This is a genomic window from Sphingobacterium sp. SG20118, from assembly GCF_044740685.1.
In the GTDB taxonomy this organism is placed as follows: Bacteria; Bacteroidota; Bacteroidia; order Sphingobacteriales; family Sphingobacteriaceae; genus Sphingobacterium.
Genome location: NZ_CP172826.1, coordinates 440,855 through 467,278, shown reverse-complemented (window position 1 = coordinate 467,278; position 26,424 = coordinate 440,855). Strand labels below are relative to the sequence as shown.

General features: G+C 35.9%; 28 protein-coding genes. 17 read left to right on the top strand and 11 right to left on the bottom strand.

Annotated features, from left to right (window positions below):
- Nucleotides 1–3: 3 nt before the first annotated feature.
- From ACFX5U_RS02270 to ACFX5U_RS02220, 11 genes are all read left to right on the top strand, one after another.
- Nucleotides 4–1,374, top strand: coding sequence for a dipeptidase (locus tag ACFX5U_RS02270; protein WP_400262391.1), 1,371 nt, complete (start codon nt 4–6; stop codon nt 1,372–1,374).
- A 240-nt stretch (nt 1,375–1,614) separates the two neighbouring features.
- On the top strand, nt 1,615–2,214 hold the full coding sequence (locus tag ACFX5U_RS02265; RefSeq protein ID WP_235212343.1) for a 1-acyl-sn-glycerol-3-phosphate acyltransferase: 600 nt from the start codon (nt 1,615–1,617) through the stop codon (nt 2,212–2,214).
- A 28-nt stretch (nt 2,215–2,242) separates the two neighbouring features.
- A complete protein-coding gene (locus ACFX5U_RS02260; RefSeq protein ID WP_038695923.1) occupies nt 2,243–3,001 on the top strand; it encodes an ABC transporter ATP-binding protein in 759 nt (252 codons plus the stop codon).
- 143 nt (nt 3,002–3,144) lie between these two features.
- Nucleotides 3,145–3,366: a DUF2795 domain-containing protein gene (locus tag ACFX5U_RS02255; RefSeq protein ID WP_021188822.1), complete on the top strand. Its 222-nt coding sequence runs from the start codon at nt 3,145–3,147 to the stop codon at nt 3,364–3,366.
- Nucleotides 3,367–3,443: 77 nt separating this feature from the next.
- Nucleotides 3,444–3,911, top strand: coding sequence for a hypothetical protein (locus ACFX5U_RS02250; protein ID WP_400262390.1), 468 nt, complete (start codon nt 3,444–3,446; stop codon nt 3,909–3,911).
- Nucleotides 3,912–4,122: 211 nt separating this feature from the next.
- Nucleotides 4,123–5,112: an anthranilate phosphoribosyltransferase gene (trpD, locus tag ACFX5U_RS02245; protein ID WP_038695918.1), complete on the top strand. Its 990-nt coding sequence runs from the start codon at nt 4,123–4,125 to the stop codon at nt 5,110–5,112.
- A 1-nt stretch (nt 5,113) separates the two neighbouring features.
- Complete coding sequence (locus ACFX5U_RS02240; protein WP_038695916.1) at nt 5,114–5,752, top strand: phosphoribosylanthranilate isomerase; 639 nt, start codon at nt 5,114–5,116, stop codon at nt 5,750–5,752.
- Complete coding sequence (gene trpB, locus ACFX5U_RS02235; protein WP_038695914.1) at nt 5,733–6,917, top strand: tryptophan synthase subunit beta; 1,185 nt, start codon at nt 5,733–5,735, stop codon at nt 6,915–6,917. The genes ACFX5U_RS02240 and trpB overlap by 20 nt, the downstream gene beginning before the upstream one ends.
- A 3-nt stretch (nt 6,918–6,920) precedes the next feature.
- Nucleotides 6,921–7,682, top strand: coding sequence for a tryptophan synthase subunit alpha (trpA, locus tag ACFX5U_RS02230; protein ID WP_400262389.1), 762 nt, complete (start codon nt 6,921–6,923; stop codon nt 7,680–7,682).
- 266 nt (nt 7,683–7,948) lie between these two features.
- The gene (locus ACFX5U_RS02225) at nt 7,949–8,374 is read left to right on the top strand and encodes an HYC_CC_PP family protein (RefSeq protein WP_038695910.1); all 426 of its coding nucleotides are present in this window, start codon (nt 7,949–7,951) and stop codon (nt 8,372–8,374) included.
- 95 nt (nt 8,375–8,469) lie between these two features.
- A complete protein-coding gene (locus tag ACFX5U_RS02220; RefSeq protein WP_400262388.1) occupies nt 8,470–11,397 on the top strand; it encodes a TonB-dependent receptor domain-containing protein in 2,928 nt (975 codons plus the stop codon).
- A 21-nt stretch (nt 11,398–11,418) separates the two neighbouring features.
- Here the strand turns inward: ACFX5U_RS02220 and ACFX5U_RS02215 are convergent, their stop codons facing one another.
- The 5 genes from ACFX5U_RS02215 to floA all read right to left on the bottom strand — a co-directional run bounded on the left by ACFX5U_RS02215 (nt 11,419) and on the right by floA (nt 15,454).
- Nucleotides 11,419–12,021, bottom strand: coding sequence for a Maf family nucleotide pyrophosphatase (locus tag ACFX5U_RS02215; protein ID WP_400262387.1), 603 nt, complete (start codon nt 12,019–12,021; stop codon nt 11,419–11,421).
- The gene (locus ACFX5U_RS02210) at nt 12,022–12,540 is read right to left on the bottom strand and encodes a KdsC family phosphatase (protein WP_400262386.1); all 519 of its coding nucleotides are present in this window, start codon (nt 12,538–12,540) and stop codon (nt 12,022–12,024) included.
- Nucleotides 12,541–13,018: 478 nt separating this feature from the next.
- The gene (locus ACFX5U_RS02205) at nt 13,019–13,519 is read right to left on the bottom strand and encodes a DUF3472 domain-containing protein (RefSeq protein ID WP_400262385.1); all 501 of its coding nucleotides are present in this window, start codon (nt 13,517–13,519) and stop codon (nt 13,019–13,021) included.
- Nucleotides 13,482–14,321: a DUF3472 domain-containing protein gene (locus ACFX5U_RS02200; RefSeq protein WP_400262384.1), complete on the bottom strand. Its 840-nt coding sequence runs from the start codon at nt 14,319–14,321 to the stop codon at nt 13,482–13,484. The genes ACFX5U_RS02205 and ACFX5U_RS02200 overlap by 38 nt, the downstream gene beginning before the upstream one ends.
- Before the next feature lie 143 nt (nt 14,322–14,464).
- Nucleotides 14,465–15,454: a flotillin-like protein FloA gene (floA, locus tag ACFX5U_RS02195; protein WP_038695902.1), complete on the bottom strand. Its 990-nt coding sequence runs from the start codon at nt 15,452–15,454 to the stop codon at nt 14,465–14,467.
- 294 nt (nt 15,455–15,748) lie between these two features.
- On the opposite strand from floA, the gene ACFX5U_RS02190 reads away from it, so the two are divergent.
- From ACFX5U_RS02190 to ACFX5U_RS02180, 3 genes are all read left to right on the top strand, one after another.
- The gene (locus ACFX5U_RS02190; RefSeq protein ID WP_280570783.1) at nt 15,749–16,282 is read left to right on the top strand and encodes an azurin; all 534 of its coding nucleotides are present in this window, start codon (nt 15,749–15,751) and stop codon (nt 16,280–16,282) included.
- A 159-nt stretch (nt 16,283–16,441) separates the two neighbouring features.
- On the top strand, nt 16,442–17,848 hold the full coding sequence (gene lpdA / locus ACFX5U_RS02185; protein ID WP_280570785.1) for a dihydrolipoyl dehydrogenase: 1,407 nt from the start codon (nt 16,442–16,444) through the stop codon (nt 17,846–17,848).
- A gap of 69 nt (nt 17,849–17,917) precedes the next feature.
- The gene (locus tag ACFX5U_RS02180) at nt 17,918–18,325 is read left to right on the top strand and encodes an acyl-CoA thioesterase (RefSeq protein ID WP_038695896.1); all 408 of its coding nucleotides are present in this window, start codon (nt 17,918–17,920) and stop codon (nt 18,323–18,325) included.
- Nucleotides 18,326–18,343: 18 nt separating this feature from the next.
- Here ACFX5U_RS02180 and ACFX5U_RS02175 read toward each other — a convergent pair whose 3' ends face one another.
- On the bottom strand, nt 18,344–18,637 hold the full coding sequence (locus ACFX5U_RS02175) for a DUF3817 domain-containing protein (protein ID WP_038695894.1): 294 nt from the start codon (nt 18,635–18,637) through the stop codon (nt 18,344–18,346).
- A gap of 254 nt (nt 18,638–18,891) precedes the next feature.
- Between ACFX5U_RS02175 and lpdA (ACFX5U_RS02170) the strand changes: the two genes are divergently transcribed.
- Nucleotides 18,892–20,280 carry a dihydrolipoyl dehydrogenase gene (gene lpdA / locus ACFX5U_RS02170; protein WP_400263562.1) on the top strand — a complete coding sequence of 463 codons (1,389 nt, stop codon included), beginning with the start codon at nt 18,892–18,894 and terminating at the stop codon, nt 20,278–20,280.
- 74 nt (nt 20,281–20,354) lie between these two features.
- Here the strand turns inward: lpdA (ACFX5U_RS02170) and ACFX5U_RS02165 are convergent, their stop codons facing one another.
- From ACFX5U_RS02165 to ACFX5U_RS02145, 5 genes are all read right to left on the bottom strand, one after another.
- The gene (locus ACFX5U_RS02165; RefSeq protein ID WP_400262383.1) at nt 20,355–20,495 is read right to left on the bottom strand and encodes a hypothetical protein; all 141 of its coding nucleotides are present in this window, start codon (nt 20,493–20,495) and stop codon (nt 20,355–20,357) included.
- A 43-nt stretch (nt 20,496–20,538) separates the two neighbouring features.
- Nucleotides 20,539–21,363 carry a LacI family DNA-binding transcriptional regulator gene (locus tag ACFX5U_RS02160; RefSeq protein ID WP_400262382.1) on the bottom strand — a complete coding sequence of 275 codons (825 nt, stop codon included), beginning with the start codon at nt 21,361–21,363 and terminating at the stop codon, nt 20,539–20,541.
- A 127-nt stretch (nt 21,364–21,490) separates the two neighbouring features.
- Nucleotides 21,491–22,048 (bottom strand): HAD hydrolase-like protein, encoded by a 558-nt coding sequence (locus ACFX5U_RS02155; RefSeq protein WP_400262381.1) that lies wholly within the window; start codon nt 22,046–22,048, stop codon nt 21,491–21,493.
- Between the two features lie 7 nt (nt 22,049–22,055).
- Nucleotides 22,056–22,544 carry a hypothetical protein gene (locus ACFX5U_RS02150; RefSeq protein ID WP_400262380.1) on the bottom strand — a complete coding sequence of 163 codons (489 nt, stop codon included), beginning with the start codon at nt 22,542–22,544 and terminating at the stop codon, nt 22,056–22,058.
- A 142-nt stretch (nt 22,545–22,686) separates the two neighbouring features.
- Nucleotides 22,687–23,340 carry an ABC transporter ATP-binding protein gene (locus ACFX5U_RS02145; protein WP_200878654.1) on the bottom strand — a complete coding sequence of 218 codons (654 nt, stop codon included), beginning with the start codon at nt 23,338–23,340 and terminating at the stop codon, nt 22,687–22,689.
- Nucleotides 23,341–23,513: 173 nt separating this feature from the next.
- Here ACFX5U_RS02145 and sucC point away from each other — a divergent pair, with 173 nt between their 5' ends.
- Nucleotides 23,514–24,707: an ADP-forming succinate--CoA ligase subunit beta gene (gene sucC, locus ACFX5U_RS02140; RefSeq protein WP_038695886.1), complete on the top strand. Its 1,194-nt coding sequence runs from the start codon at nt 23,514–23,516 to the stop codon at nt 24,705–24,707.
- A 182-nt stretch (nt 24,708–24,889) separates the two neighbouring features.
- Nucleotides 24,890–26,335, top strand: coding sequence for an asparagine--tRNA ligase (asnS, locus tag ACFX5U_RS02135; protein ID WP_280570796.1), 1,446 nt, complete (start codon nt 24,890–24,892; stop codon nt 26,333–26,335).
- Nucleotides 26,336–26,424: the final 89 nt, after the last annotated feature.

Here is a 26,424-nt window from a genome sequence, read left to right as displayed (position 1 = left end):
ACTATGCAAACTATACAAGAATATGTTGAGGCAAACAAACAACGATTTTTAGATGAGTTGTTTGACTTATTACGCCTTCCTTCAGTAAGTGCTGATCCGAAATTCAAAGGAGATGTTGAGAAAACTGCAGCATTTGTTGCAGAAAAATTAAAAGAAGCTGGCGCTGATAATGTTGAAATCTGTCAAACCGCTGGTTATCCTATAGTTTATGGAGAAAAGATCATTGATCCTGCATTACCTACGGTATTGACTTACGGCCATTATGATGTACAACCTGCGGATCCATATGAATTGTGGGATACGCCGCCATTCGAACCTACTATTCGTGATGGAAAGATTTATGCTCGCGGTTCTGCAGATGATAAAGGGCAGTTCTATATGCATGTAAAAGCATTCGAATATATGATGAAAAATAATGCGCTACCGTGCAATATTAAATTCATGATCGAAGGAGAAGAAGAAGTCGGTTCAATTAACTTAGGAAACTTTGTTAAAGAAAATAAAGAAAAATTAAAAGCCGATGTAATTGTTATCTCTGACACATCGATGATTAGCTTAGAGACTCCTTCATTGGAAACAGGATTAAGAGGCCTATCGTATGTAGAAGTTGAAGTTACTGGTCCTAATAGAGATTTGCACTCGGGCGTATACGGTGGAGCTGTTGCAAATCCTGCGACTATCCTTGCTAAATTAATTGCTTCCTTACACGATGAGCATAATCATATTGCGATTCCTGGCTTTTATGATGACGTAGTAGAATTGACACAAGAAGAGCGAGATGAACTCAATAAAGCTCCATTTGAAATTGAAGCTTATCAAGAAGATTTAGGTATCCAAGAAGTATGGGGTGAAGAAGGATATTCAACAATCGAGCGCACGGGCACTAGACCAACATTAGAAGTGAATGGCATCTGGGGTGGGTATATCGGTGAGGGTGCTAAAACGGTACTTCCTTCTAAAGCATATGCAAAGATTTCGATGCGACTGGTTCCCAACCAGAACTCACAGCGCATCACTGATTTGTTTAAAAAACATTTTGAAGCTATTGCTCCAGATTGCGTTAAAGTTGAAGTTAAACCGCATCATGGTGGCGAACCCGTGGTCACTCCTACAGACAGTATCGCATACAAAGCTGCAGAAAAAGCATTAACAGAAACCTTTGGCATAAAACCTATTCCAACTCGAGGTGGAGGTTCTATTCCTATTGTCGCTTTATTTGAAGAAGTTCTTGGATTGAAGACCGTTTTACTTGGATTTGGCTTAAATAGTGACAACCTACATTCTCCAAATGAAAAATATGGTGTTGAGAACTACCTTAAAGGTATTTCTACTATTCCTTTATTTCACAAATATTATGCTGAATTAAATAAATAAAGATCCGTATAATTAATAAAAAAAGGGGTTCAAATATTGAACCCCTTTTCCATGATAATAAAACTTTGATAAGATATCCCACCAATAGAAACATAGATGATTAAATTCTTGAAGAGCGTACATCGCTGTTTTTACTTTGCCAATGTCTTTATTGTTTTCTGCATACTATTTCCTCTGATATGGTTTTATGCTAGAAATGTTTCCAAAAACTATAGCAAAATAGCATTCCTCAGGAGGTGGATGAGTTTAATCGGCTCCTATTGCTCCGGAATTTTTTATTCCGTTAAATTTGAAAAAGAAATCGACTGGTCAAAACCCTATATTTTATGTGCCAATCATACCTCTGTTTTAGATATTACAGCAATAAACTATGTCTCTCCCAAAGCGATTACATTTATTGGTAAAGTTGAATTACTGAAAAATCCAGTAACGCGTATATTTTTTAAAACAATCGATATCCCTGTTGATCGTAAAAGTAGAATGTCCTCTTTCAGATCTTTTAAAAAAGCCAATGAAATGTTAAAAGAAGGTAAATCTATAGCAATTTTTCCAGAAGGTAAGATCGCAGACCATTATCCTCCAGATTTACACGCATTTAAATCCGGAGCATTTCGTATGGCAATCGAAAACAATATTCCAATAATACCCATCGTCATCGAGAACGCATGGGAAATTCTCTGGGACGATGGAAGCAAAACGGGATCACATCCTGGTCGTGTAAATATTCAAGTACTTGCACCAATAAACACCGAAGAATACAACGAACAAAATGCCACTGAATTAGAAAATCACGTCTATAATAAGATGCTTTCACATTGGAAATCACAGAATAAATCGTAATTTCAAATCATATTTAAACAAGTACACTATGGCCTCCTCAACATTAATTGAAATTCAAGAAATTGCCCGACAATATACAATAGGGACTGAAACTATACATGCCTTAAAATCTGTTTCCTTGAATATAAATAAAGGTGAATTTGTTGCTTTAATGGGGCCATCTGGATCTGGAAAATCTACGCTAATGAATATTTTAGGGTGTTTGGACACGCCCAACAAAGGTGCGTATATCCTAAATGGAATAAATGTAAGTGACATGTCTGACGATGAGTTAGCCGAAGTTCGAAACAAAGAAATTGGTTTTGTTTTTCAAACATTTAATCTCTTACCGAAAAGTACCGCTTTAGAAAATGTTGCATTACCCTTAATTTATGCAGGGATTAAACAAAATATCCGTGAGGAAAAAGCAACACAGGCGCTTAACAGTGTTGGCTTAGGTAATCGTGTGGATCATCGCCCCAATGAACTTTCTGGAGGGCAAAGACAACGAGTAGCTGTTGCGCGGGCACTGATTAACAATCCATCGATCATACTTGCCGATGAGCCAACCGGAAATCTAGACACGAAGACCTCCATTGAAATCATGGGGCTTTTAGAAGAAATACACTCGAAGGGTAATACGATAATACTCGTCACGCACGAAGAAGATATAGCACTTCATGCTCATCGAATCGTACGTATGAGAGATGGACTTATTGAGGCTGATTATCCAAACACGGATATCAAATCGGTATCACCAAGGTTATCTGCCTTACATGAAAAAGGTGACGATTTCGAAAAAATGTAGAAAGCTGGCTATTGACAGTGATTTTTTTTCGCGCTGAATACCAGACGTTTAATACATTGCGTCAAAAATAAATGCTAAATAACTTGCTAAAGACAAATTAAATTATATTTTTGCGAAAATTGAAAACTTAATCTGTTTTTATTATGTATTGGACATTAGAGTTAGCTTCACATTTAGAAGATGCCCCTTGGCCGGCAACAAAAGATGAATTAATCGACTACGGTATTCGTTCTGGTGCGCCTGTTGAAGTAATCGAAAATTTACAAGATTTAGAAGACGACGGTGAGCCCTATGAGAATATTGAAGAAATCTGGCCAGATTATCCAACAAAGGATGATTTCTTCTTTAACGAAGACGAGTATTAATAAAAAATGCCTTGCTATAAATTGTAAGGCATTTTTTATTCATTTTAACTTTTTCAATTTAACTTAAGCCGCTTACTATGATGTCGACATTTTTAAGAAAAATAGGAATTATAACTTTATTATTGATTCCAAATATCATGTTCGCACAGGAAAATAAATATGCTGAGGAACAGGTAACTTATATCAAAAAGTTTACGGATGATTTGAACGATACAACTGTTGCTACTGATGTCATACTGAGTCAGTATATTGTAATATCCAATGAATTGACCGATGAATTATTTGATTACCTTAAAGCAAGCCTTGATGAAATACGACTCAACATACAAATGAAAGATAAAAGTCAAATACAGTATTTCAACTATTTTGATCTTCAGAAAAAAGAAACACGAGATATTGACTTAGAAGGCAAAAATCCAAATAACATCTATTTTCTGAAAGTAAAAGATAGACTTATTGTTGCACTTTACTTAGACAATGAGAAAATAGCATCTTTTACATTGGTATCCAAAGGAAATAATTTAGCCCATTTTGTAACATATTAAATTTATTCACCAAATCCCTTGCTTTTTTTAAAATAATCAACCATATTTGTTTAGTACAATAAAGAAATGAATATAAACGTATTAAATAAGTCGTGGTGGTGGCATAGCAGTTAAAACTGTTGTGGCAAAAAACTATTGCTTAGATTTATCTATACATCAAAATAGTAGGCTTGCCTTTTTTAGGCGAGCCTTTTTTTATTTTAATAGCAGAATGAAAAAAATATTAGCACATTTATTTGAATACAAATCTTTCAGTCGTAAAGAGGCTTACGATATCCTCATTAATATAACAGAAGGAAAATATGAAAGCCATCAAATAGCAGCATTTATGACCGCTTATGGCATGCGCAGTATCCGTGTTGAAGAACTCGGCGGGTTTCGAGATGCTATGTATGACCTTTGCCTTAAGGTCGATTTCGATGGGTATGACCTCATTGACCTATGTGGTACTGGTGGCGACGGTAAAAACACCTTTAATATTTCCACATTGGCTTCATTCGTAGTTGCAGGTGCTGGTTACCACGTTGCGAAACATGGAAATATCGGTGTCTCTTCAGGATGCGGATCTTCCAATGTAATGGAATATCTGGGCTATCAATTTACAAACGATAAGGATGAATTGACAAGACAACTGGATCAGGCTAACATCTGCTTTTTACACGCTCCACTATTTCATCCTGCGATGAAAATTGTAGCTCCAATTCGAAAAGCGTTAGGTGTCAAAACCTTTTTCAACATGCTAGGGCCGTTAACCAATCCGGCAAATCCAAAATTTCAATCAGTGGGTGTATTTAGTTTAGAATTAGCACGATTATACGGTTATCTATACCAAGAGTCTGCTAAACAATATTCAATAATACATGCGCTTGATGGCTATGATGAAATATCGCTAACGGGAGATTTTAAAGTCATTACGAATAGTGGAGAACATTATTACAACATACCCGAACTTGGTTTTGAACCTGTATCACCTGCTTCTTTAGCTAGTGGAGAAACAATTCGTGAGGCTGCCGAAACATTCTTAAAAATTATCAGCAATGAGGGAAACGAGGTTCAAAACAATGTCGTACTCACAAATGCTGCATTTGCTATTAAAACATTTAATCCAGAAAGGACTTTTGGAGACTGCTTTTATGAAGCCGAGGAATCATTAAAAAGTGGTAGCGCATTCAATAGTTTCAATAAAATTATAAACAAATAACATGAGCTTAAAAATAAAAGTTTGTGGTATGAAAGATCTAGACAATATGTTAGATCTAATTAAATTACCAATCGACTATATGGGTTTGATTTTCTACGAGAAATCAAAACGATATGTCAGTGCCTTGGATGCCCATTTTATAAAATCAATCCAAGGGATAAAAAAAATAGGCGTTTTTGTAAATGCCAATGAACAAGAAATCATACAACAAGCCAATAATTTTGGCCTAATGGGAATACAATTACATGGGCAAGAAAGTCCTGAGCTTTGTCAAATACTAAAGTCTCAAGATTTCATGGTAATCAAAGCCTTTGGTATAGACGAAAATTTCGACTGGAAATCGTTAAAACCGTACGAGGATGTTGTTGATTATTTTCTATTTGATACTAAAAGTAAAAACCATGGCGGTTCTGGAGAACAGTTTGAATGGGACCTACTCGCTCATTATCCTTTGGATAAACCTTACTTTTTAAGCGGCGGTTTGAGCTCCGAGAATATTGCTTCAGCAATCCAGTTTCCTGACCATCGTTTGTACGGACTCGATTTAAATTCAAAATTTGAATTTAAATCAGGAATAAAAAATGTAGAATTATTAGAACAGACTTTGAAAAATATTAGAAATGAGCAAATACCAAGTTAATGAAAAAGGATATTACGGTCAATTTGGGGGAGCTTACATACCTGAAATGTTATATCCGAATGTTGAAGAACTTCGTCTAAAATATTTAGATATCATCCAAGAGGCGAGTTTCCAAGAAGAATTTAATCAACTTTTAAGAGATTATGTTGGTCGACCATCACCATTATATTTTGCCAGTCGGCTTTCTGAAAAATACGGTACCAACGTTTACTTGAAAAGAGAGGACCTCAATCATACAGGTGCACATAAGATAAACAATACCATTGGGCAAATCTTATTAGCCGAAAGGTTAGGAAAAAAGAGAATAATTGCAGAGACAGGCGCAGGACAACATGGTGTCGCTACTGCCACTGTTTGCGCTTTAAAAGGCTTACAATGCGTCGTCTATATGGGGGCAGTAGATATTGCAAGACAGGCACCTAATGTCGCTCGGATGAAGATGATGGGTGCTGAAGTAATTGCTGCTGAATCAGGTAGTAAAACTTTGAAAGACGCAACAAATGAGGCATTAAGAGATTGGATAAATAACCCCGTGGATACACACTATATTATTGGTTCGGTGGTAGGCCCTCATCCCTATCCAGATATGGTAGCTCGTTTTCAATCTATCATTTCTGAAGAGACAAAAAAACAGCTCTTGGAAAAAACTGGGAAATCAACCCCTGATTATGCCATTGCATGTGTGGGAGGTGGGTCGAATGCTGCTGGTATGTTTTATCATTTTTTAGATGAAGAATCGGTCCAACTTATAGCTGTTGAAGCGGCTGGACATGGAGTATCCTCCGGAGAATCTGCAGCAACCACCGCTTTGGGAAAAGAAGGTGTATTACACGGAAGCCGATCACTGCTTATGCAAACTCCAGATGGACAAGTAGTAGAACCATACTCGATATCTGCAGGTTTGGATTACCCGGGTATTGGTCCTCAGCATGCCTGGTTATTTAAATCAGGTCGCGGTAATTATGTTAGTGCGACGGATAAAGAAGCAATGGAAGCGGGTCTATTATTAACGAGACTTGAAGGTATTATCCCTGCGATTGAAAGCGCCCATGCACTCGCTTATTTAGAAAAGAAAAAATGGAAACCGGAAGAAACAATCGTTATCTGCCTATCTGGTCGTGGGGATAAGGATTTGGACAATTATATGAAATACTTTGGTTTTTAAACAATGAGAAAAATAGAAAAAAAAGGAGATCAAGGTCTCCTATCCATATATTATACAGCCGGCTATCCTACTCTTGATAGTACAGTAGCTATTGCTAAAAAACTTGAAGAGTCTGGAGCTGATTTTTTAGAGATCGGATTTCCATATTCTGATCCCGTTGCTGATGGTCCAACCATACAACATAGTTCCGAGATTTCGCTAAAGAATGGCATGACAGTTGAAATTCTTTTTGAACAATTAAAAGACCTCCGTAAACATGTCAGCATTCCTGTGTACTTGATGGGCTATGTAAACCCTTTGTTACAATATGGGGTAGAACGTTTTTGCAAAGCTTGTAAAAGTGTAGGAGTTGATGGAATTATTGTACCCGACCTACCTATGTATGAGTATGAAGAACTGTATAAGGATATTTTTGAGCAAAATGATGTTGCAAATATATTTATTGTCACTCCGCAAACATCGGAAGATCGCATTAGAAAAATTGATAATTTATCTAACAGTTTTATATACCTGCTTTCGTCCAATGCAACTACAGGTACTGAATTGAATGTAGGCGATAAAACAGCAGCTTACTTTCAACGCATAAAAGATCTGAATCTTAAAAGTCCAATCGCAATTGGTTTTGGCATCTCCAGTAAAGAATCTTTCGAGCAGGCAGTATCTTATGCTACCGGCGCAATTATTGGAACTGCATTCGTTAAACTATTGACTAAGGACAATTATTTGGACGAAATTCCCCACTTTATTGAATCCATCAAAGCATAATAAAAAAATCCTTGCAAAGCAGGGATTTTTTATTTTTCAACCCTATATATTTTATATAGCATATTGACTTCACCATAAATACTGATCGAGTAACAAAGCATATAATGACTTAATATACTCATGCCTCATCTCCCATTGATCTTTCAATCCATATTGTCGCAAACAACAATTATTGGAATCATTTTCGCATTCAAAATATATTAATGTAGCAATATTATGACACCAAGTATGCACCAGATAGCAAGTTCTTTGTTAGATTTGTCACAATGAAACAGTTGATTGTATTATTTTTAATCTTACACTATTCCCTTACGGCGACTAGCGCAACTGTATATTTTCATTTTTGCCATGGTGAAACACAGTCTATCTCTCTGAGTAATGACAAGACATCGCATTCAGAATGTTCATTGTGCAAAAAGAATGATACCTGCCACAAGACAACTTCCACTGAAGATAACAAATGTAAAAACGTTTCTGTTGATTTGAAAAATGTAGATGACAATCACTTTTCCTCCGACAGTACAAAGATTTATCCGACTTTCAGTCCGGCTATACTTGTTTTGAATTGGATTATTATCAATCAATTTTATTTTGAAAATATTACCAATCCTAAAAGTGTCTTACCTTGTAGTAAGCCCATAAGTGAATCGGATATCCCCCCTTATTTAGTCAATTGTAATTTCAGAATCTGATTAAAATAAATTTTTATTGGTCTCTATGAGACACGGAAATCAAACTTCAACTATACATATTGAAGTGTATTACTATTTTAAAAATTTAAAAAATCATGAAGCAAATTATTCAATACGCACTTATACCTTTATTTCTTTTTCTATCAAATTCATTAAAAGCAGAATTTAATTTCGCTAAGCAAGATAGCACAACTACATTACACGTAGCAGGTAATTGTGGTATGTGTAAAAAACGTATCGAAAAGGCAGCCAAACTTCCGGGTGTTTCTGCTGCAACTTGGAATGAGGATACCCAGAAATTAAACTTAACCTACAATAACAAAAAGTCTACATTAGAAGATATTAAAAAAAGTATTGCTCATGTAGGCCACGATGTTGAAAATCTTCGTGGAGATGATAAAGCATATGCAGAATTGCATGAATGTTGTTTGTATCCACGATTAGAAAGTTCAAATGCACTTCCGACTGCGAATGTTGGTAATGCAACGAGCAGTGCAATGCATACCGTACCATCGGCCGATAGTACAGTGACTATGCAGGTTGCAGGAAACTGCCCAATGTGTAAAAAGCGTATAGAGACTGCTGCAAATATTACGGGTGTTTCCGCAGCAGTTTGGGATGTCGACACAAAAAAATTAATTGTAAAATACAATAACCAATCCGCTAATTCAGATGCTATAAGAAAAAGTATTGCGGCAGCTGGACATGATGTTGACCATATACCTGCTGATGATCAAGCATATGAAGCACTGCATGAATGTTGCCTATATCCAAGAATGGAAAATGGTCAAATAACGGCAGAAAAAGTAAAGGAAGAGAATCACCAAGATCATAACCATATCGTTACAGGTGTCGTTGTTGAAGAAAATGAGAAAGGAGATTTAAATCCTATTATTGGTGTTAACATCCATTGGTTAGAAGATAAAAACAAAAATACAAGAACCAATGAAAACGGTGTTTTCAAATTGCAGCATTACGGTAACTTCAAACAACTTGTAGTTAGTTTTGCGGGTATGCAATCGGATACCATCACGGTCAAAGACTTACACGAAGTTCTTATGATCAATGCCAAAAGTAATGTATTAGCAGAAGTAGTCATTACAGGTAGTAGAAAGTCCAATTTCATAAACCGAATGAATCCAGCTCGTGTAGAAGTCATAACTGCTAAGGAATTGTTTAAAGCGGCATGTTGTGATTTAAGTGAGAGCTTCGAAACAAATGCATCCGTAGACGTGGTCAGCAATGATGCAGTGACAGGTTCAAAACAGATTCAAATGCTTGGACTCAGTGGTATTTATACGCAATTAACCGTTGAGAACTTACCGGGACCTCGTGGTCTAGCAGCACCGCTTGGCCTTAATTCCATTTCTGGAACTTGGATTGAGTCTATTCAAATAGCAAAAGGTATTGGTTCTGTCGCTAACGGATATGAGAACATGGCCGGTCAAATTAATATTGAATTAAAAAAACCTCAAAATTCTGATCGTTTATTCTTCAATGCTTATGCAAATAACATGGGGAGGACTGATGTAAATTTGAACTTAGCACAAAAAATCAATGACAATTGGTCAACGTCATTCCTGTTACACGATAATTTCATGTTCAACAAAAGCATGAATTTTAGTGACAATGGATTTCGTGACATTCCAGTTGGTAATCTATTTTCAGGAATCAATCGATGGAATTATGAAAACGGCAAAGGCTTTATAGCACAATTTGGTGTCAAATACTTAAATGATGACCGTACAGGTGGTCAAACAGATTTTAATAAAAAAACTGATAAAGGCACAACAAACAAATATGGCTTGGGTTTTGACATCGAAAGAATTGAGGGGTTTGCGAAAATTGGCTATGTCTTTCCTGAAAATAGACACCGTAGTATAGGCTTACAGTTAGCAGGTTCCAATTATAATCAAAAAAGCTACTTTGGCTTGAAGAATTATAATGGAGAGCAACAGAACGGTTATGCAAATTTGATTTTCCAAGATGTTCTTGGAACTGTAGCTCATAAATACCGCGTTGGGGCTTCCGTGAATTACGATAACTATGACGAATTATACTTAGATGTTCAAAACTTCAAAAGAAAAGAAACTGTTTCGGGGGCTTTCTTAGAGTATACATTTAGCCCAAATGAAAAATTTGATGCCGTAGTAGGCCTTAGACAAGATTACAATTCATTATATGGATGGTTTACTACGCCTCGCCTAAACTTACGTTATGCACCATTTACTGGCAATACAATGCGTTTAAGCGCAGGAAGAGGCCAAAGAACGGCGAATATCATTGCTGAAAACATGTCCGCATTAGCAAGTAGCCGTACATTAATCATCAAAAATGAAGACAACTTTAAAAATGCCTACGGTCTACAGCCTGAGGTCTCCTGGAATACAGGATTTACAATAGACCAAACTTTTAGGTTATTTAATAGAGAAGCAACTGCATCAGTAGAATTGTTTAGAAACAATTTTGAAAACCAAGTCGTTGTAGATTATGAAAACCCAAGAGAAATCTCATTCTATAACCTCGACGGAAAATCATACTCCAATAGCCTACAAGCAGAATTACGATTCAACCCATTGCCACGTTTAGAGACGAGACTAGCGTATCGCTTATTAGACGTACAAACAGATTTTGAAAGTGGACGAAACAGCAAGCCGCTATTGGCTAAACATAGAGGATTTACAAACCTAGCATATTCACTTCCTTCAGGTTGGAGCTTTGATTATACACTCAACATCGTTGGTGATAAGAGAATTCCATCTACCATTGAAAATCCAATAGCATATCAAGTACCAACAAAATCAAACGCTTATGTAACAATGAATGCGCAAGTCAGTAAAGATTTTGGAAAACATAAAAATTTCACAATATATGTGGGAGGAGAAAATTTAACGAACCATTTTCAACAAAACCCAATTATAGGTGCTGATGATCCATTCGGTTCTTATTTTGACACCTCACTATTATGGGGTCCACTAACTGGTAGAATGTTCTATACAGGAGTAAGATTTCATATCAATTAGCAATAGAAAGGGGGACTATACTTATAGTTCCCCTTTTTTATGTGCAGCTATTTTCTTCAATTCCTGATAAAGACGAGCTGTTGGTAAGCCTACGACATTCGTATATTCTCCTTTTATACTTTTAATGCCAATACGACCAATCCATTCCTGTATACCATACGAACCCGCTTTATCCATAGGTTGAAATTCATCGATATAAAAATTTATTTCCTCATCACTCAAAGGATAAAATTCAACTTCAGTAGATTCTGAAAAAGTCGTTAATGTCTGATTATTCAGAATACAAACCGCAGTTATCACTTCATGAACAGTTCCTGAAAGCATCTTAAGAACCTTAAATGCCTCCTCTTTATTTTTAGGCTTTCCCAAGATATCCTGCCCCAAAGTTACGACAATCGTATCTGCAGTAATGATCAATGCATGTTCAAAATCGTTTAAAAAAGCTGCAGCCTTCTTTTCCGCAATTGATCGGACCACGTCTATTGGTTTCAATAGCGCATCAACCACTTCGTCGGTCTCACGAACAATAACTTCGAATTTCAATCCCAACTCACTTAATAATTGACTTCGTCTTGGAGACTGAGATCCCAATATGATATGTTTCTCAATTAAATTCACCATCATCTAAATGCTTTTAATTTCATGATCCAGTTCCCATCTTCCCTGTATTTTCAAGACTTTTTCCATCACATCGCGAACAGCACCAAAGCCACCTGCTACAGGCGATATATAGTGACAAACTTTTTTAACCTCCTCGATAGCATCAGAAGGACAGGTAGCCAAACCCGCAAATTGCATACATGGTAAATCAGGCATATCATCCCCCATATAGAGAATATCTTCAAATTCTAAATTATAGCGTTCCAATATTTCTTTTAGCTTCTCCATTTTATTAGAAATCCCAGAATGAACTTCTTTGATTCCTAGTCCTTCTAGCCTCTTTACTACACCTTTCGAATTACCTCCTGTAATAATGATGACCGGATAACCCCGCTTAACAGCCAACTGCAATACATATCCATCCTTAATATTGAAAGATCGCATCTGATGCCCATCTTCATTTACAAGTACTCGACCATCAGTTAATACACCGTCTACATCCAATACAAAAGCTTTCACTTTTTTTAGATTATCAAAAATCATAACTCTTTTTTTTCAAAAATAAGTATTAATAAATTCGAAATACGATATATTTTTATGAATATTAATCCTTCAAATAGACATCTTTTTATTCCATTTAGACAAAAAATCATATTAATGTCACAACACATATTGTGACGACAACTTTATGTTAAAATATTTGGATGCAACTGCTATTTTCATGTATCTTTGTAGAAGATAATTAAGGTTATCTATTACTAAAAAGTAATGATGAGTGTCATGAAGAATTAATCGAAATGACATTCACACAACATTAAATCAAATGTTTATCATTAATTTTGCAGTAACAAATCACCACAAGATGGCGATTTATTTAAAATGTCTTTTCATAATTTAGGTTTATAATTGGTTAGTAACAAACCCTGGTGCCCATCATCAGGGTTTTGTTTTTTAAACAACTAGACTAAAAAAAATAGCTGCAAATGAATCATTTACAGCTATAATCAGATTTAACAAAGTTCTATTTTTTCGGAAGCATCTTTAAATTAATTTTTGGCTTTACTCCATTAGGTTTTCTAGTAAACGTACTTCCTGCAGGAACATAATCGTTAAAAAAACCAAAATTCCTGAGGTAAAATCTGTTATCATTAACCCCTCCTGCATAATCCATACGATAGCCTTTATGTCCTGTGTTATCAACCGTAAATCTACCTGCAGTACATTCGTACCAATTTCCCTTATCGTCAGCTACCCATTGATTTGAAAACTGTACCTCTCTTTGATAAATACCTTGCTCTGGATTGAAATTCTCTAAAAAAGAATGAAATCTGGATAGATATTGATTCGTTTGAGGACGTTCAAATTCCGCAATAATCTGCCATTCACCTACCTCTGGAGCATAAAACCAAGCAGTGTAAGCCGTATAATTATTTGCTATAGGTCTACCACGCAATAAAAATTTATAGGTATTTCCAGCGACCCAATTAAACTTTAAATAACTTTGACCACCAGAAACCTTCATTTCCGAATTCTCCGGTATGAACTGCTTGACCTTTAGTTTTTAAAATAATCTTGTGATCATCAGGGATCTCATTTGGATCATCTGTCGTAAAAGGACTCCAGACAGAAAATAAAATGCGGCGTTCGGTACTGCTATTTACCTGCATACCGAAGTAACCGACATTAAAGCCATTAGACATAAAATAAGAACCCTCTACGTCATTTCCTTTCGGAACGGTAACTTCATTATAAAAATATTCAATATTCTTATCTTTAGGTTGCTCATAGCCCATATGAGTTGATGGTCCTCTTCTACCCCAGTAAAAGAAATTATCCTCATTATTTCTAACAAAATTCATTTGTTCTGAAGCAGCTCCCGTCAAAACATAACCATCAATGGTAGGATACAATGAAGCTACAGTTTTTGCTTTTAATTCAATTGCATAGTATCCCGTGTCTGCAATTGTAAAATCAGCAATATTTATCTGACCTTTTTGGTTCGGCGATATGCTAACATCGACACTTTTACCCGCCAATGTAAAGGTAAATTCTCCACCATCATTAGCCTTAATAACTTGAACTGAAACATGCACACTGCCTGTTTTGCCAAAGCGAACAAATGTTTTGACCGTACGTCCTGCATCATTCCAATGCTCGATCTTCCCGGTCTTCACAATCGATTCTTTATCATCGCTTTGCGGATACTCCCAAGTATTGCCACCGATAGGCACAAAACTCTCCTTTTCAGATGTCAAAGACTGAGCGAAAGCGAACGTCAGATTTAAAAAGAAAAATAGGAATAATAACTTTTTTATTGATTTCATGTTCATAACAATTAATTATAACATTAAATATAATGATAGGAATATGAATATCGAACCGTTAGAAACACTTAAAAAAAAACAACCGATTGCAGTTACGATGCAATCGGTTGTTAAATTGTATAAAAATACTGTTACAACAGTATTTAATCTTTTTGAGGTCCCCTAGTGTCATGACCAGGCTTAGAAATAGAACTTCGCATATCAGTATCTGCTTGGATATTCTGCATCTTATAATAATCCATAATACCTAAATTTCCATTTTTAAAAGCTTCTGCCATTGCTAACGGTAATTGAGATTCAGCCTCAATCACTTTTGCTCTTGCTTCTTGCGCCTTGGCACGCATTTCCTGCTCATTGGCTACAGCCATAGCTCTGCGCTCTTCCGCTCTTGCATTAGCAACTTTTAAATCGGCCTCAGCTTGATCTGTTTGCAATTTTGCACCTACGTTTTCACCAATATCAATATCTGCAATATCGATAGATAAAATTTCGAAAGCTGTACCACTATCCAATCCTTTAGCAAGGACTGTCTTTGATATGCGGTCTGGATTTTCTAAAACCTGCTTATGGCTTTCCGAAGATCCAATCGTTGTCACGATACCTTCACCAACACGAGCTAAAATAGTTTCTTCACCTGCACCTCCGACTAATTGATTAATATTAGCTCGGACAGTAACACGTGCTTTCGCTATTAATTGAATACCATCCTTTGCAACAGCAGCTACTGGAGGAGTATTGATAACTTGTGGATTAACCGATAATTGAACTGCGTCAAAAACATCACGCCCAGCCAAATCAATAGCTGTAGCTAATTTAAAACTTAGGGGAATATTCGCCTTATCTGCTGAGATTAAAGCTTTAATCACTCTATTCACATTCCCACCTGCTAAATAATGGGTCTCAATTTCGTTGGATGTAATATTTAAGCCTGCCTTTGTCGAAATTATCATCGCATTTGTCACCAAAGAGGGTGGCACTTTACGCAATCTCATCAATACCAAATTCAATAAGCTAATTTTAACATTAGACAGTTGAGCCGTGAACCAAAGATTGACGGGTAATAAATAAAGCAAAAGAAACAAGGCTACTACACAGCCTATAATCATTAAAGCAAAAGAAAAATTTGGATCCATCTGATTAGATTAATTAAATAGTAATTGTTTTAAAGATATTAAATAATGAGCAGACATTTACTATTGTAGAAAAAAAAACAGCATTAATTATAAGCATAAGCGATTATCTGATTGCGTTAAATTTATTTTCAATAATCTAATCACGTAAAAAAAACAGACTTTGTGTCGATAAACAATTGCAAAACTTTTGCAACTCACCAACCTTGTCGTATATTTAGAAATTATTACGAAAAAGAAACAATTAAAAGCAATATTTTGCTTATTTTTAGGGAAAAACACAAATACAATAACATAATGAAAAAATTATTTGTTTTACCAGCTATTGCATTGGCAATAACTTTTGCTTCTTGCGGAGGCAATACAACAAAAGAAAACAGTTCAACTACTGAACAATCAACTCCAGAAGTTGTTGAGGCGGAAACAGAAACAATTCCTGGAATTGAGAACGTTGAGCTTTCTAACACGTTAGCATTAGAAGGTAATGATGCAATGAAATATGATAAAAACCTTTTCCGCGTAAAAGCTGGAGAAAGCGTTGAATTAACATTTAAGAATGCAGGTACGATGCCAAAAGAATCTATGGGACATAACGTGGTAATCTTAAAACCAGGAACTGACCTAGCTACTTTTGGTGGAGAAGCAGCTGCTGCACAAGCGGATGAATATCTTCCAAAATCGGCACTTTCTTCTGTAGTAGCACATACAAAATTACTAGGTCCAGGTGAAACTGATAAAATTACCTTTACACTAGAAAAAGGAACTTACGATTTCATCTGTAGCTTCCCTGGTCACTACGGAGTAATGCAAGGTAAAATTGTTGCCGAATAATCTTTAAGAAATAATTCTGAAAGGCATTCCTTCAAAAGGGATGCCTTTTTTATTGAGTAATAGACTATATCTTATCAAATTTATACAGCATTTTAACAAAATAGATTTCCTATAATGTTAATTATAACTAAATTTGCTAAAACATTTAAAACGTAATCGATGCAATACGACGTAATAGTAATTGGAAGTGGGCCAGGCGGATATGTAGCAGCAATCCGTTGTGCACAGTTAGGGTTAAAAACTGCTATAATTGAGAAATATAACTCTTTTGGGGGAACTTGTTTAAATGTAGGCTGTATCCCTTCAAAAGCATTATTAGATTCATCAGAGCATTACCACAATGCTGCACACTCATTCGAAGCACATGGTATCAGCGTAAGTGACTTAAAAGTTGATATCAAAAAAATGATTGCTCGTAAAGACGATGTAATTAACCAAAATACTGCAGGTATCACTTACCTCTTCAAAAAGAACAAAGTTGAAAGTTTCCAAGGTATTGGTTCATTTATTGACAAGAACACCATCAAAATCACAAAAGAAGATGGTACTTCGGAGCAGATTACGGGTAAAAACGTAATTATCGCAACAGGTTCAAAACCGACTTATCTACCCTTCCTACCTGTAGATAAAAAAAGAATCATTACTTCGACAGAAGCATTAAACTTAACTGAAATCCCTAAACACTTAATCGTTATTGGCGGTGGTGTTATTGGACTTGAATTAGGTTCTGTTTACGCTCGTTTAGGTGCTAAAGTTTCGGTTGTAGAATTTGCGAAATCAATCATCGGCACGATGGACGGTGGTTTAGGTAAAGAGCTACAACGCGTTTTGAAAAAATCACTTGGCATGGAGTTCTATATGGGCCACAAAGTAACAGGTGCAACCTCTAAAGGTAAAACGGTTACAGTAACAGCTGAAAACCCAAAAGGAGAAACTGTCTCTTTAGAAGGTGATTACTGTATCGTAGCAGTGGGCCGTACCGCTTATACGGAGAATTTAGGTCTTGAGAATATCGGTATTACCGTTGAGGAAAGAGGTAAGAAAATCAGCGTAAATGATCATTTAGAAACAATCGTACCTGGTGTTTATGCAATTGGAGATGTGATTACAGGTCCTATGCTTGCTCATAAGGCAGAGGATGAAGGTGTTTTTGTAGCAGAAAGCATCGTGGGTCAAAAACCACATATCGATTACAACTTAATTCCAGGAGTTGTTTACACTTGGCCAGAGGTTGCTTCAGTTGGTAAAACAGAAGAGCAATTAAAAGAAGCTGGTGTAAAATATAAGACTGGTTCATTCTCTTTCAAAGCTTCTGGTCGTGCCAAAGCGTCGATGGACACAGACGGATTTGTTAAGATATTAGCAGATGCTGAAACAGATGAAGTTATTGGTGTACATATGATTGGACCACGAGCTGCAGATATGATTGCGGAAGCGGTAGTAGCTATGGAATACCGTGCTTCGGCAGAAGATATCGGTCGTATTTGTCATGCACACCCGACCTATACTGAAGCGATTAAAGAAGCTGCTTTAGCAGCAACTTCTAATAGAGCAATTCATGCTTAAAAATACTAAAGGGGAAAAGTAAAATTTTCCCCTTTTTCTTTCATCTAACTACCTAAGCCAAGAAAACATATGAATTTCTATACGCGAAAATGGGTGAAACCAGAGGATTTAAACCCAAATGGCTCACTATTTGGAGGAACACTCCTAAGATGGATTGACGAGGAAGCTGTAATTTATGCTATCGTTCAATTAGCCAACTCACATGTCGTGACTAAATACATCTCTGAAATTAATTTCGTGAGTTCTGCAAAAAAAGGTGACATTATAGAATTAGGCATCGAAGCTATTAAATTTGGAACAACTTCCATAACGATGCGCTGCGAAGTCCGTAATAAAATTACAAGAAAAACAATTCTATCCATCGATAAACTCGTTTTTGTCAACCTCAATAAAGAAGGATTACCAACAGCACATGGTAAGACTGAAATTACCTACGCTTATGCAAGTAATGATAAAATAAAAAAGGATGATCTCTAAATCATCCTTTTTTATTTTCTATTTCTTTTGACCATTGATTACTTTTTTCAAATCTAACTCCACCCAAAATCCTACAATGGGAATGAGCGAGGCAAACATATATGCCAATGGACGCTTCCAATTCCATTTATATTCAATTGTACACATAATCAGCATGATTACAAATACAACCACAAAAAAACCATGAATTGAACCTGCTATCTTTACCGCCTCAGGAGTATCAAAAAAATACTTCATCGGCATAGCAATGAAAAACAAACAAATGGTTGAAACAGCTTCCCAAAGTGCTATTTGTCTAAAAATTCGGAGCATAAAAACGTGATTTAAAAAATGTGTAATCCCAAAAATAGAATTATTTTACGAGATGAATATTTTATAATTTATGCTTTGACCTTCTTTTGACATAATTAGAAATCAACTGACTCCCGTTTATTAAAATCTGCCAATATAATGTCGATCAATTTTATAACATTCAGAAAAAATGCTTACTTTTGAAGAAGCTTGGTTATTCTGAAACGCTAGATGTAAAGAATAAATTGAGCATTCAACTACACAATAATTATTTTATGAATTACGACATCATTGTAATTGGTAGTGGTCCTGGTGGATATGTTGCTGCCATTAGAGCCTCACAATTAGGTTTCAAAACTGCTATCATCGAGCGCGAATCTTTAGGAGGTATTTGTTTAAATTGGGGATGTATCCCAACCAAAGCTCTTTTAAAAAGTGCACAAGTTTTTGAATATTTAAATCATGCTGCTGAATATGGTATCAATGTACAAGGCGGTGAGCCTGATTTTGATGCTATCGTTAAAAGAAGTCGTGGCGTAGCTGATGGAATGAGCAAAGGTATTCAATTCTTAATGAAGAAGAATAAAATCGACATCATCATGGGTACTGCTAAAATTAAAAAAGGTGGTAAAATTGATGTAAAAGCAGCAGATGGCTCTTCTAAAGAATATACCGCAAAACATACGATATTAGCAACAGGTGCACGTTCTCGTGAATTACCTAATCTGCCTCAAGATGGTAAAAAAATCATTGGATATAGACAGGCATTAGTTCTCCCTAAACAACCAAAATCACTTGTGATCGTTGGCTCAGGAGCTATCGGAATTGAATTCGCATATTTTTACAATGCAATTGGCACGAAAGTGACTGTTGTTGAATTCATGGATCGCATTGTTCCAGTTGAAGATGAGGAAATATCAAAACAATTAGAAAAAAGCTTAAAGAAACAAGGTATTAACATTTTAACTTCATCTGAAGTACAATCTGTTGACACATCAGGTACTTTAAGTAAAGTAAATATCAAATCGGCAAAAGGCATGGAAGTTATCGAGGCTGAAGTTGTATTATCAGCTGTAGGTATCATGCCAAACATTGAAAACATTGGTCTTGAAGAAGTTGGAGTAAAAACTGAACGCGGTCGTGTTGTTGTTGACGATTTTTACAAAACAAATATCGATGGCGTATATGCTATTGGTGATATCGTAAAAGGACAGGCCCTTGCCCACGTAGCATCAGCAGAAGGAATTTTATGTATCGAAGCCATCAAAGGACTTCATGTAGAAGCTATTGACTATAACAACATTCCTGGCTGTACGTATTGCTCTCCTGAAGTTGCTTCAGTAGGATATACGGAGAAAGCTGCAAAAGAAGCTGGTTACGAAGTAAAAGTAGGGAAATTCCCTTTCTCTGCTTCAGGTAAAGCTTCTGCATCTGGTGCAAAAGACGGCTTTGTGAAAGTTATCTTTGACGCAAAATATGGAGAATTCCTAGGAGCACATATGATTGGTGCGAACGTTACCGAGCTGATTGCTGAAATTGTAGTTGCAAGAAAACTTGAAACAACTGGTCATGAAATGATTAAAGCAATTCATCCACATCCAACCATGAGTGAAGCAATTATGGAAGCTTGTGCGGATGCTTATGATGAAGTTATTCATTTATAATCGAACCAGCACTATATTAAAACAGAAAAGGCTTATCATAGGATAAGCCTTTTCTGTTTTAATATAACATCAGATTACATAATCAATCGTGATTTAAAAACAATCTGTTGCGGTGCTAAATCTGCATTATTTATTTTTTCAAATAAAATTTCAGCTGCTTTTTTAGCTTGGTTACCAGGAAATTGTTCAATACAGCCCATTGGTGGATTTTCCATATATTTCCACAGTGGGTAATTGGCATAACTAATAAAGTGGATATCATGGTTTCAGCACCAGACCTCTATTACGAGCAGCCTTCATAACGTCTAAGGTCACAAAATCATTAAAAGAAACTACAGCCGTTGGTCTTTCAGAAAGTGCATATAGCTTTTCCATTGCCGCCTCATTGCCTTCTGTTGTTAAATCCGTATTAACGATATATTTCTCATCATAATCCAACCCATTTCGTTTTAGGGCAGACAAGAAAGAATGCTTACGTTCTTCACTAGCAGGAAGTAGCTGCGGCCCATTAATAAGCGCAATTTTAGCATGTCCACGAACTACAAATGCATCAATAGCTTCATTCATTCCTGTGGCCAAATCGCTCTCTACTTTATTAATTTTTGGGATATCTGGCACACAATCGAAAAATACTATTGGTGTTCCCGAATTTTCTATTTTCTCAAGAAATTCTAAATTTGTTGTGTTTTTCCCCACAGACATCAATACACCATCAACACGATGACTTTTGAATGTCTTCAATATCCGCTCTTCCCTTTCAGCATCATCCAAAGACTGCCCCATAATTACCGTATACTTACGTTCATTAGACACATTTTCAATTTCACTGATAGCAGATGAGAAAAATGGTTCAGACAGGCTTGGCAATAAAACGCCTATTGTAAAAGTCTTGCGCTGCTTGAAAAAAATCGCCGTTTGGTTAGGTTCATAATTCAATTCCTCCGCAACTTTTTTCACTCGCATTGTCGTCACTAATCCGATACTTGGATGGTCATTCAACGCTCGAGATACAGTAGACGGCGAAATTTTCAGCTTCTTAGCTATTTCTTTAATTGTTGTTGGTTTATCCCCTTGCATACTCATAGTCGAATCTCACTAAATTTACATTCCGATAAATATACCATTTTTTAGCCTATTTTTAGAATAAGAGTTTAATTTAAGAAACTAACTAATCCAAAAAAAACACATTAACTACCTGTAATATAATCGATTAAACAGATGTCGCACCATCGATATAAATTAGTTGATTTTTAGCAATTTGCAATTCTTCTGCGATATAATCCAGCGGTTCCAAATCACGAAATTTTAATTCATCAACAAAATAAACTTTTAATTTAGAAGCTAAACTTCCCCATTCAATATGTTTAATCTTATTCAATTGCATTAAGGGATTACCTTTTGTCAAAATACAAATCGGTTTACCTGCATTAACAATCTCATGGAGCAAGTCCTCCATCCCTTCTTTCATTAATAATTTAACCGGCAATACGGCATTGACAAATAATCGTTCAAAATGCTCTTTGTATTTTAAATCAAATTGAAAAGCTTCCGCAGCATGTTCAAAAATCATTTCTTCACCTCTAGCATCCAGATGCTTCTTAAAAAAAGAAACCAAATCATCCTGAGGAGGATACGTTTCCGTAAATTCTAGAAAATTAGCGAACAAATAATAAACCTGCAATAAGTAATCGCGTTTTGGATAAATTACCTCATCCAATTCAAAAACGAAGACTTGTTTATCCAATGGGAAATCCTGATATCTTAACATAAAATTATTAGTCTTTAGAAACCGCGCATAAAGCGAAATCATCGCCAGAGTCTGAAACGACAAACAAACCATCCAATCGGGTATCCGGAGTGCTAAAATCATCAATTAAAGACTTACCATTAACCAGGATAGTCAATGAAAGGTCCTTAGGAGGATTTTCAATTATAAAATAATCTTGTAGCACATCTTGGGCAGGAACAATTACCTTAATACCATATTCTTCAAATAAAACTTTAGCTTCAGCCAAAGGTTCAAATTCAAAACCTCCCAAAGGCAGAATGTAATCAATCTGATTATCTAAACTTATCTTTAATATCTCGTGCGCATAGGTAGGCATCAAACCGGTCGGTACTTTAAAGTATTTTCCGGAACCAATTAAAAGGGATGGAATTTCCTCCGAGCTCGCAAAGAAGATATCAAATTTATCTCCCAATAATTTTGCAATACGTTGTCCTAGACCCCTTGTCCCAAATGTTATTAATATTCTTTTTCTCATCAGAAAATAAGTTGTTTTGATTAATGAGTGTTAGCTCTAATTATACCATTGAGCTGGTTTCACTCGGTTTTAAAGGCGATGAAGAGATCATGAGCGCGAGATTACAGTTTGTGCATTCATCTTACTCATGATGATTTCATATCTATACGATCACATTTCCATCTCGCATATGAATCGTGCGATCAGAAATACGAGCTAAATCTTCATTATGAGTTACAATCACAAAAGTTTGTTGAAATTTATCCCTAAGATCAAAAAATAACTGATGCAGGGCAGTAGCATTCTCCGAATCCAGATTACCTGACGGTTCATCTGCTAAAATAATAGCCGGGTTATTAATCAAAGCACGGGCAACAGAAACCCGTTGTTGTTCACCACCAGACATTTCCGTCGGCTTGTGCCCTGCACGATGCGAGACTCCTAACAAATCTAAGATTTCCATCGCACGGACTTCCGCAACTTTACGTCCTTCTCCTTTTATAAAAGCCGGAATGCAAACATTTTCCAAAGCCGTAAACTCAGGAAGTAAATGATGAAACTGAAAGACAAATCCGATATGTTCATTACGAAATGCACTTAGTTTTTTTGTATTCAAACTACTTATGTCAATTCCATTGATAAATAATTCACCCTTATCAGCCGAATCCAATGTACCTATAATATGTAGAAGCGTACTTTTTCCAGCACCCGAAGCACCAACAATACTCACAATTTCTCCTTTCGCTACTTCGATATCAACACCTTTTAAAATGGGTAATGGACCGTACGATTTGAAAATACTTTTGGCTTGTAACATCATATCACAAAGTTAAATATTTTTTACAAACTAAAGCTTTGAATAAATAAACACCTAAATAGTCCATATCCGCCAAATAGTATTTAATAAAAGTCAATTTAAGCTAATATTATGCTCAATAGCTTGACCATTCGCTTAAAAAATAATACTTTTACAACACAAACATTTTTGCAATGAACATTCACGAATATCAAGGAAAAGAAATACTTAAAAGTTTTGGCGTAAGAGTACAAGAAGGTATTGTTGCTGAAACTCCAGAGCAAGCTGTAGAAGCTGCTAAAAAATTGAAAGAAGAATACAATTCTGACTGGGTTGTAATCAAAGCTCAAATTCATGCTGGTGGCCGCGGTAAAGGTGGTGGCGTTAAATTAGCTAAAAACCTAGATGAGGTATCACAACGTGCTACCGATATCATCGGGATGCAATTAGTAACTCCTCAAACTGGTCCTGAAGGTAAAAAAGTTAGCAAAGTATTAGTTGCTCAAGATGTTTACTATCCTGGTGAAAGTGAAACAAAAGAATTCTATGTGTCTGTTTTACTAGACCGTGCTAAAGGTCGTAATATCATTATGTATTCTACAGAAGGTGGAATGGACATTGAAGAAGTAGCAGAAAAAACTCCAAACTTAATCTTCAAAGAAGAAATCGACCCTAAAGTTGGTCTTCAAGGTTTCCAAGCTCGTAAAATTGCTTTCAACTTAGGCTTAACTGGTGGTGCACAGAAAGAAATGGTAAAATTTGTTGCTGCTTTATACAAAGCTTATGAGTCAACAGATTCTGCTATGTTCGAAATCAACCCTGTATTAAAAACATCTGACGACAAAATCTTAGCAGTAGATGCGAAAGTAGACTTAGATGAGAATGCATTATACCGTCACCCAGATTATGCAGCAATGCGTGATGTAACGGAAGAGGATCCTACAGAAGTTGAAGCTGGTAAATCTAACCTAAACTATGTGAAACTTGACGGTAACGTAGGTTGTATGGTAAATGGTGCTGGTCTTGCAATGGCTACAATGGATATCATCAAAATTGCTGGTGGTGAGCCTGCTAACTTCTTAGATGTTGGTGGTACTGCTAATGCTGAAACAGTAAAAGCTGGTTTTAATATCATCTTATCTGATCCAAATGTAAAAGCAATCTTAATTAACATCTTCGGTGGTATCGTTCGTTGTGACCGTGTAGCACAAGGTGTGATTGATGCTTACAATGAAATTGGAAATATCCCTGTACCAATTATCGTACGTCTTCAAGGTACTAATGCCGCTGAAGCGAAAAAATTAATCGATGATTCAGGATTAAAAGTTTATTCTGCAATTCAATTACATGAAGCTGCTGAATTGGTAACTAAAGTATTAAAAGGTTAATTTTCCCTTTAAAACAATATCAAAGCCTCTGGAAAATTCCAGAGGCTTTTTCAATTTAACAAATACAGACAATTTCTAAATAAATCAAGGATAATTATAAATTATACCCTATTTTTGAGTTTCGTATAAAAAAATAAGATCCTGAACAAATATTTAGACCTTATTTGAAATGCTATATCACAATGGAACATACTCGTATAAAAGAATTATTAAATGCCACTGAATTTGGGCATGAAGTTGTTGTTAAAGGTTGGGTTAAAACTTTCCGTAACAATCAATTTATAGCAATTAATGATGGATCTTCCATTCACAATATACAAGCAGTAGTTGATTTTGAAAACACACCAGAAGGTCTTTTAAAAAGAATCAACACAGGTGCTGCATTACGTATAAAAGGGAATTTAATCGAATCACAAGGAAAAGGTCAGAAAGTTGAAATCAAAGTAAACGAATTGACGATCTTAGGCGATTCTGACGCTGAGAAATATCCGCTACAACCTAAGAAGCATAGTTTGGAATTTTTACGTGAAATCGCGCACTTACGTTTCCGTACAACTACTTTCAATGCTGTTTTTAAAGTTCGTAATGCATTAGCATACGCTGTTCACAAATTCTTTAATGAAAAAGAATTTGTATACATGCACACGCCAATTATCACAGGATCTGATGCTGAAGGTGCTGGTGAGATGTTTCGCGTCACCTCATTAGACTTGAACAACCTCCCACGTACAGAAAATGGTGATATTGATTTTAAAGAAGATTTTTTCGGTAAATCCACTAATCTAACTGTATCAGGACAATTAGAAGGCGAATTAGCAGCAATGGCATTGGGTAATATCTATACCTTTGGACCTACATTCCGCGCCGAAAATTCAAACACAACGCGTCACTTAGCCGAGTTTTGGATGATCGAGCCAGAAATGGCATTCTATGAATTGGAAGACAACATGGATTTAGCAGAAGAGCTGTTAAAATATGTCATCAAATATGCACTAGATACATGTCCAGATGAAATTGACTTCTTAAAAACACGTTTATTAGAAGAGGAAAAAAATAAGCCTGCAGCAGAAAGAGCAGAATTGAATCTGATCGATAAGTTAACGTTTGTTTTAAATAACGACTTTGAGCGTGTTACTTACACTGAAGCAATTGAAATATTGAAACGTAGTAAGCCGAACCAAAAGAAACAATTCAAATATTTAATTGATGAATGGGGAGCTGACCTACAATCTGAGCACGAACGTTACTTAGTAGAGAAGCACTACAAAAAACCGGTTATTCTAATCGATTATCCAGCAGAAATCAAATCATTTTATATGAAACAGAATGATGTAGATGCCAATGGACACAAAACAGTACGTGCAATGGATATTCTTTTCCCAGGTATCGGTGAAATGGTGGGCGGATCTCAACGTGAAGAAAACTTAGAGAAGTTATTAGCACGTATGGATGAAGTCAATATCCCTGCTGAAGAAATGGAGTGGTTCTTAGATACACGTCGTTACGGTTCAGCACCGCACTCAGGCTTTGGACTAGGATTCGAGCGTTTGGTATTATTTGTGACCGGTATGACCAATATTAGAGATGTCATCCCATTCCCACGTACGCCGAACAATGCAGAATTTTAATTAATAGCAATCACATAGTAAGCGGTCAAAACACATTCAGTTTTGACCGCTTTTCGTTTATCTATAATTTATTTGTAATTTAGTATATA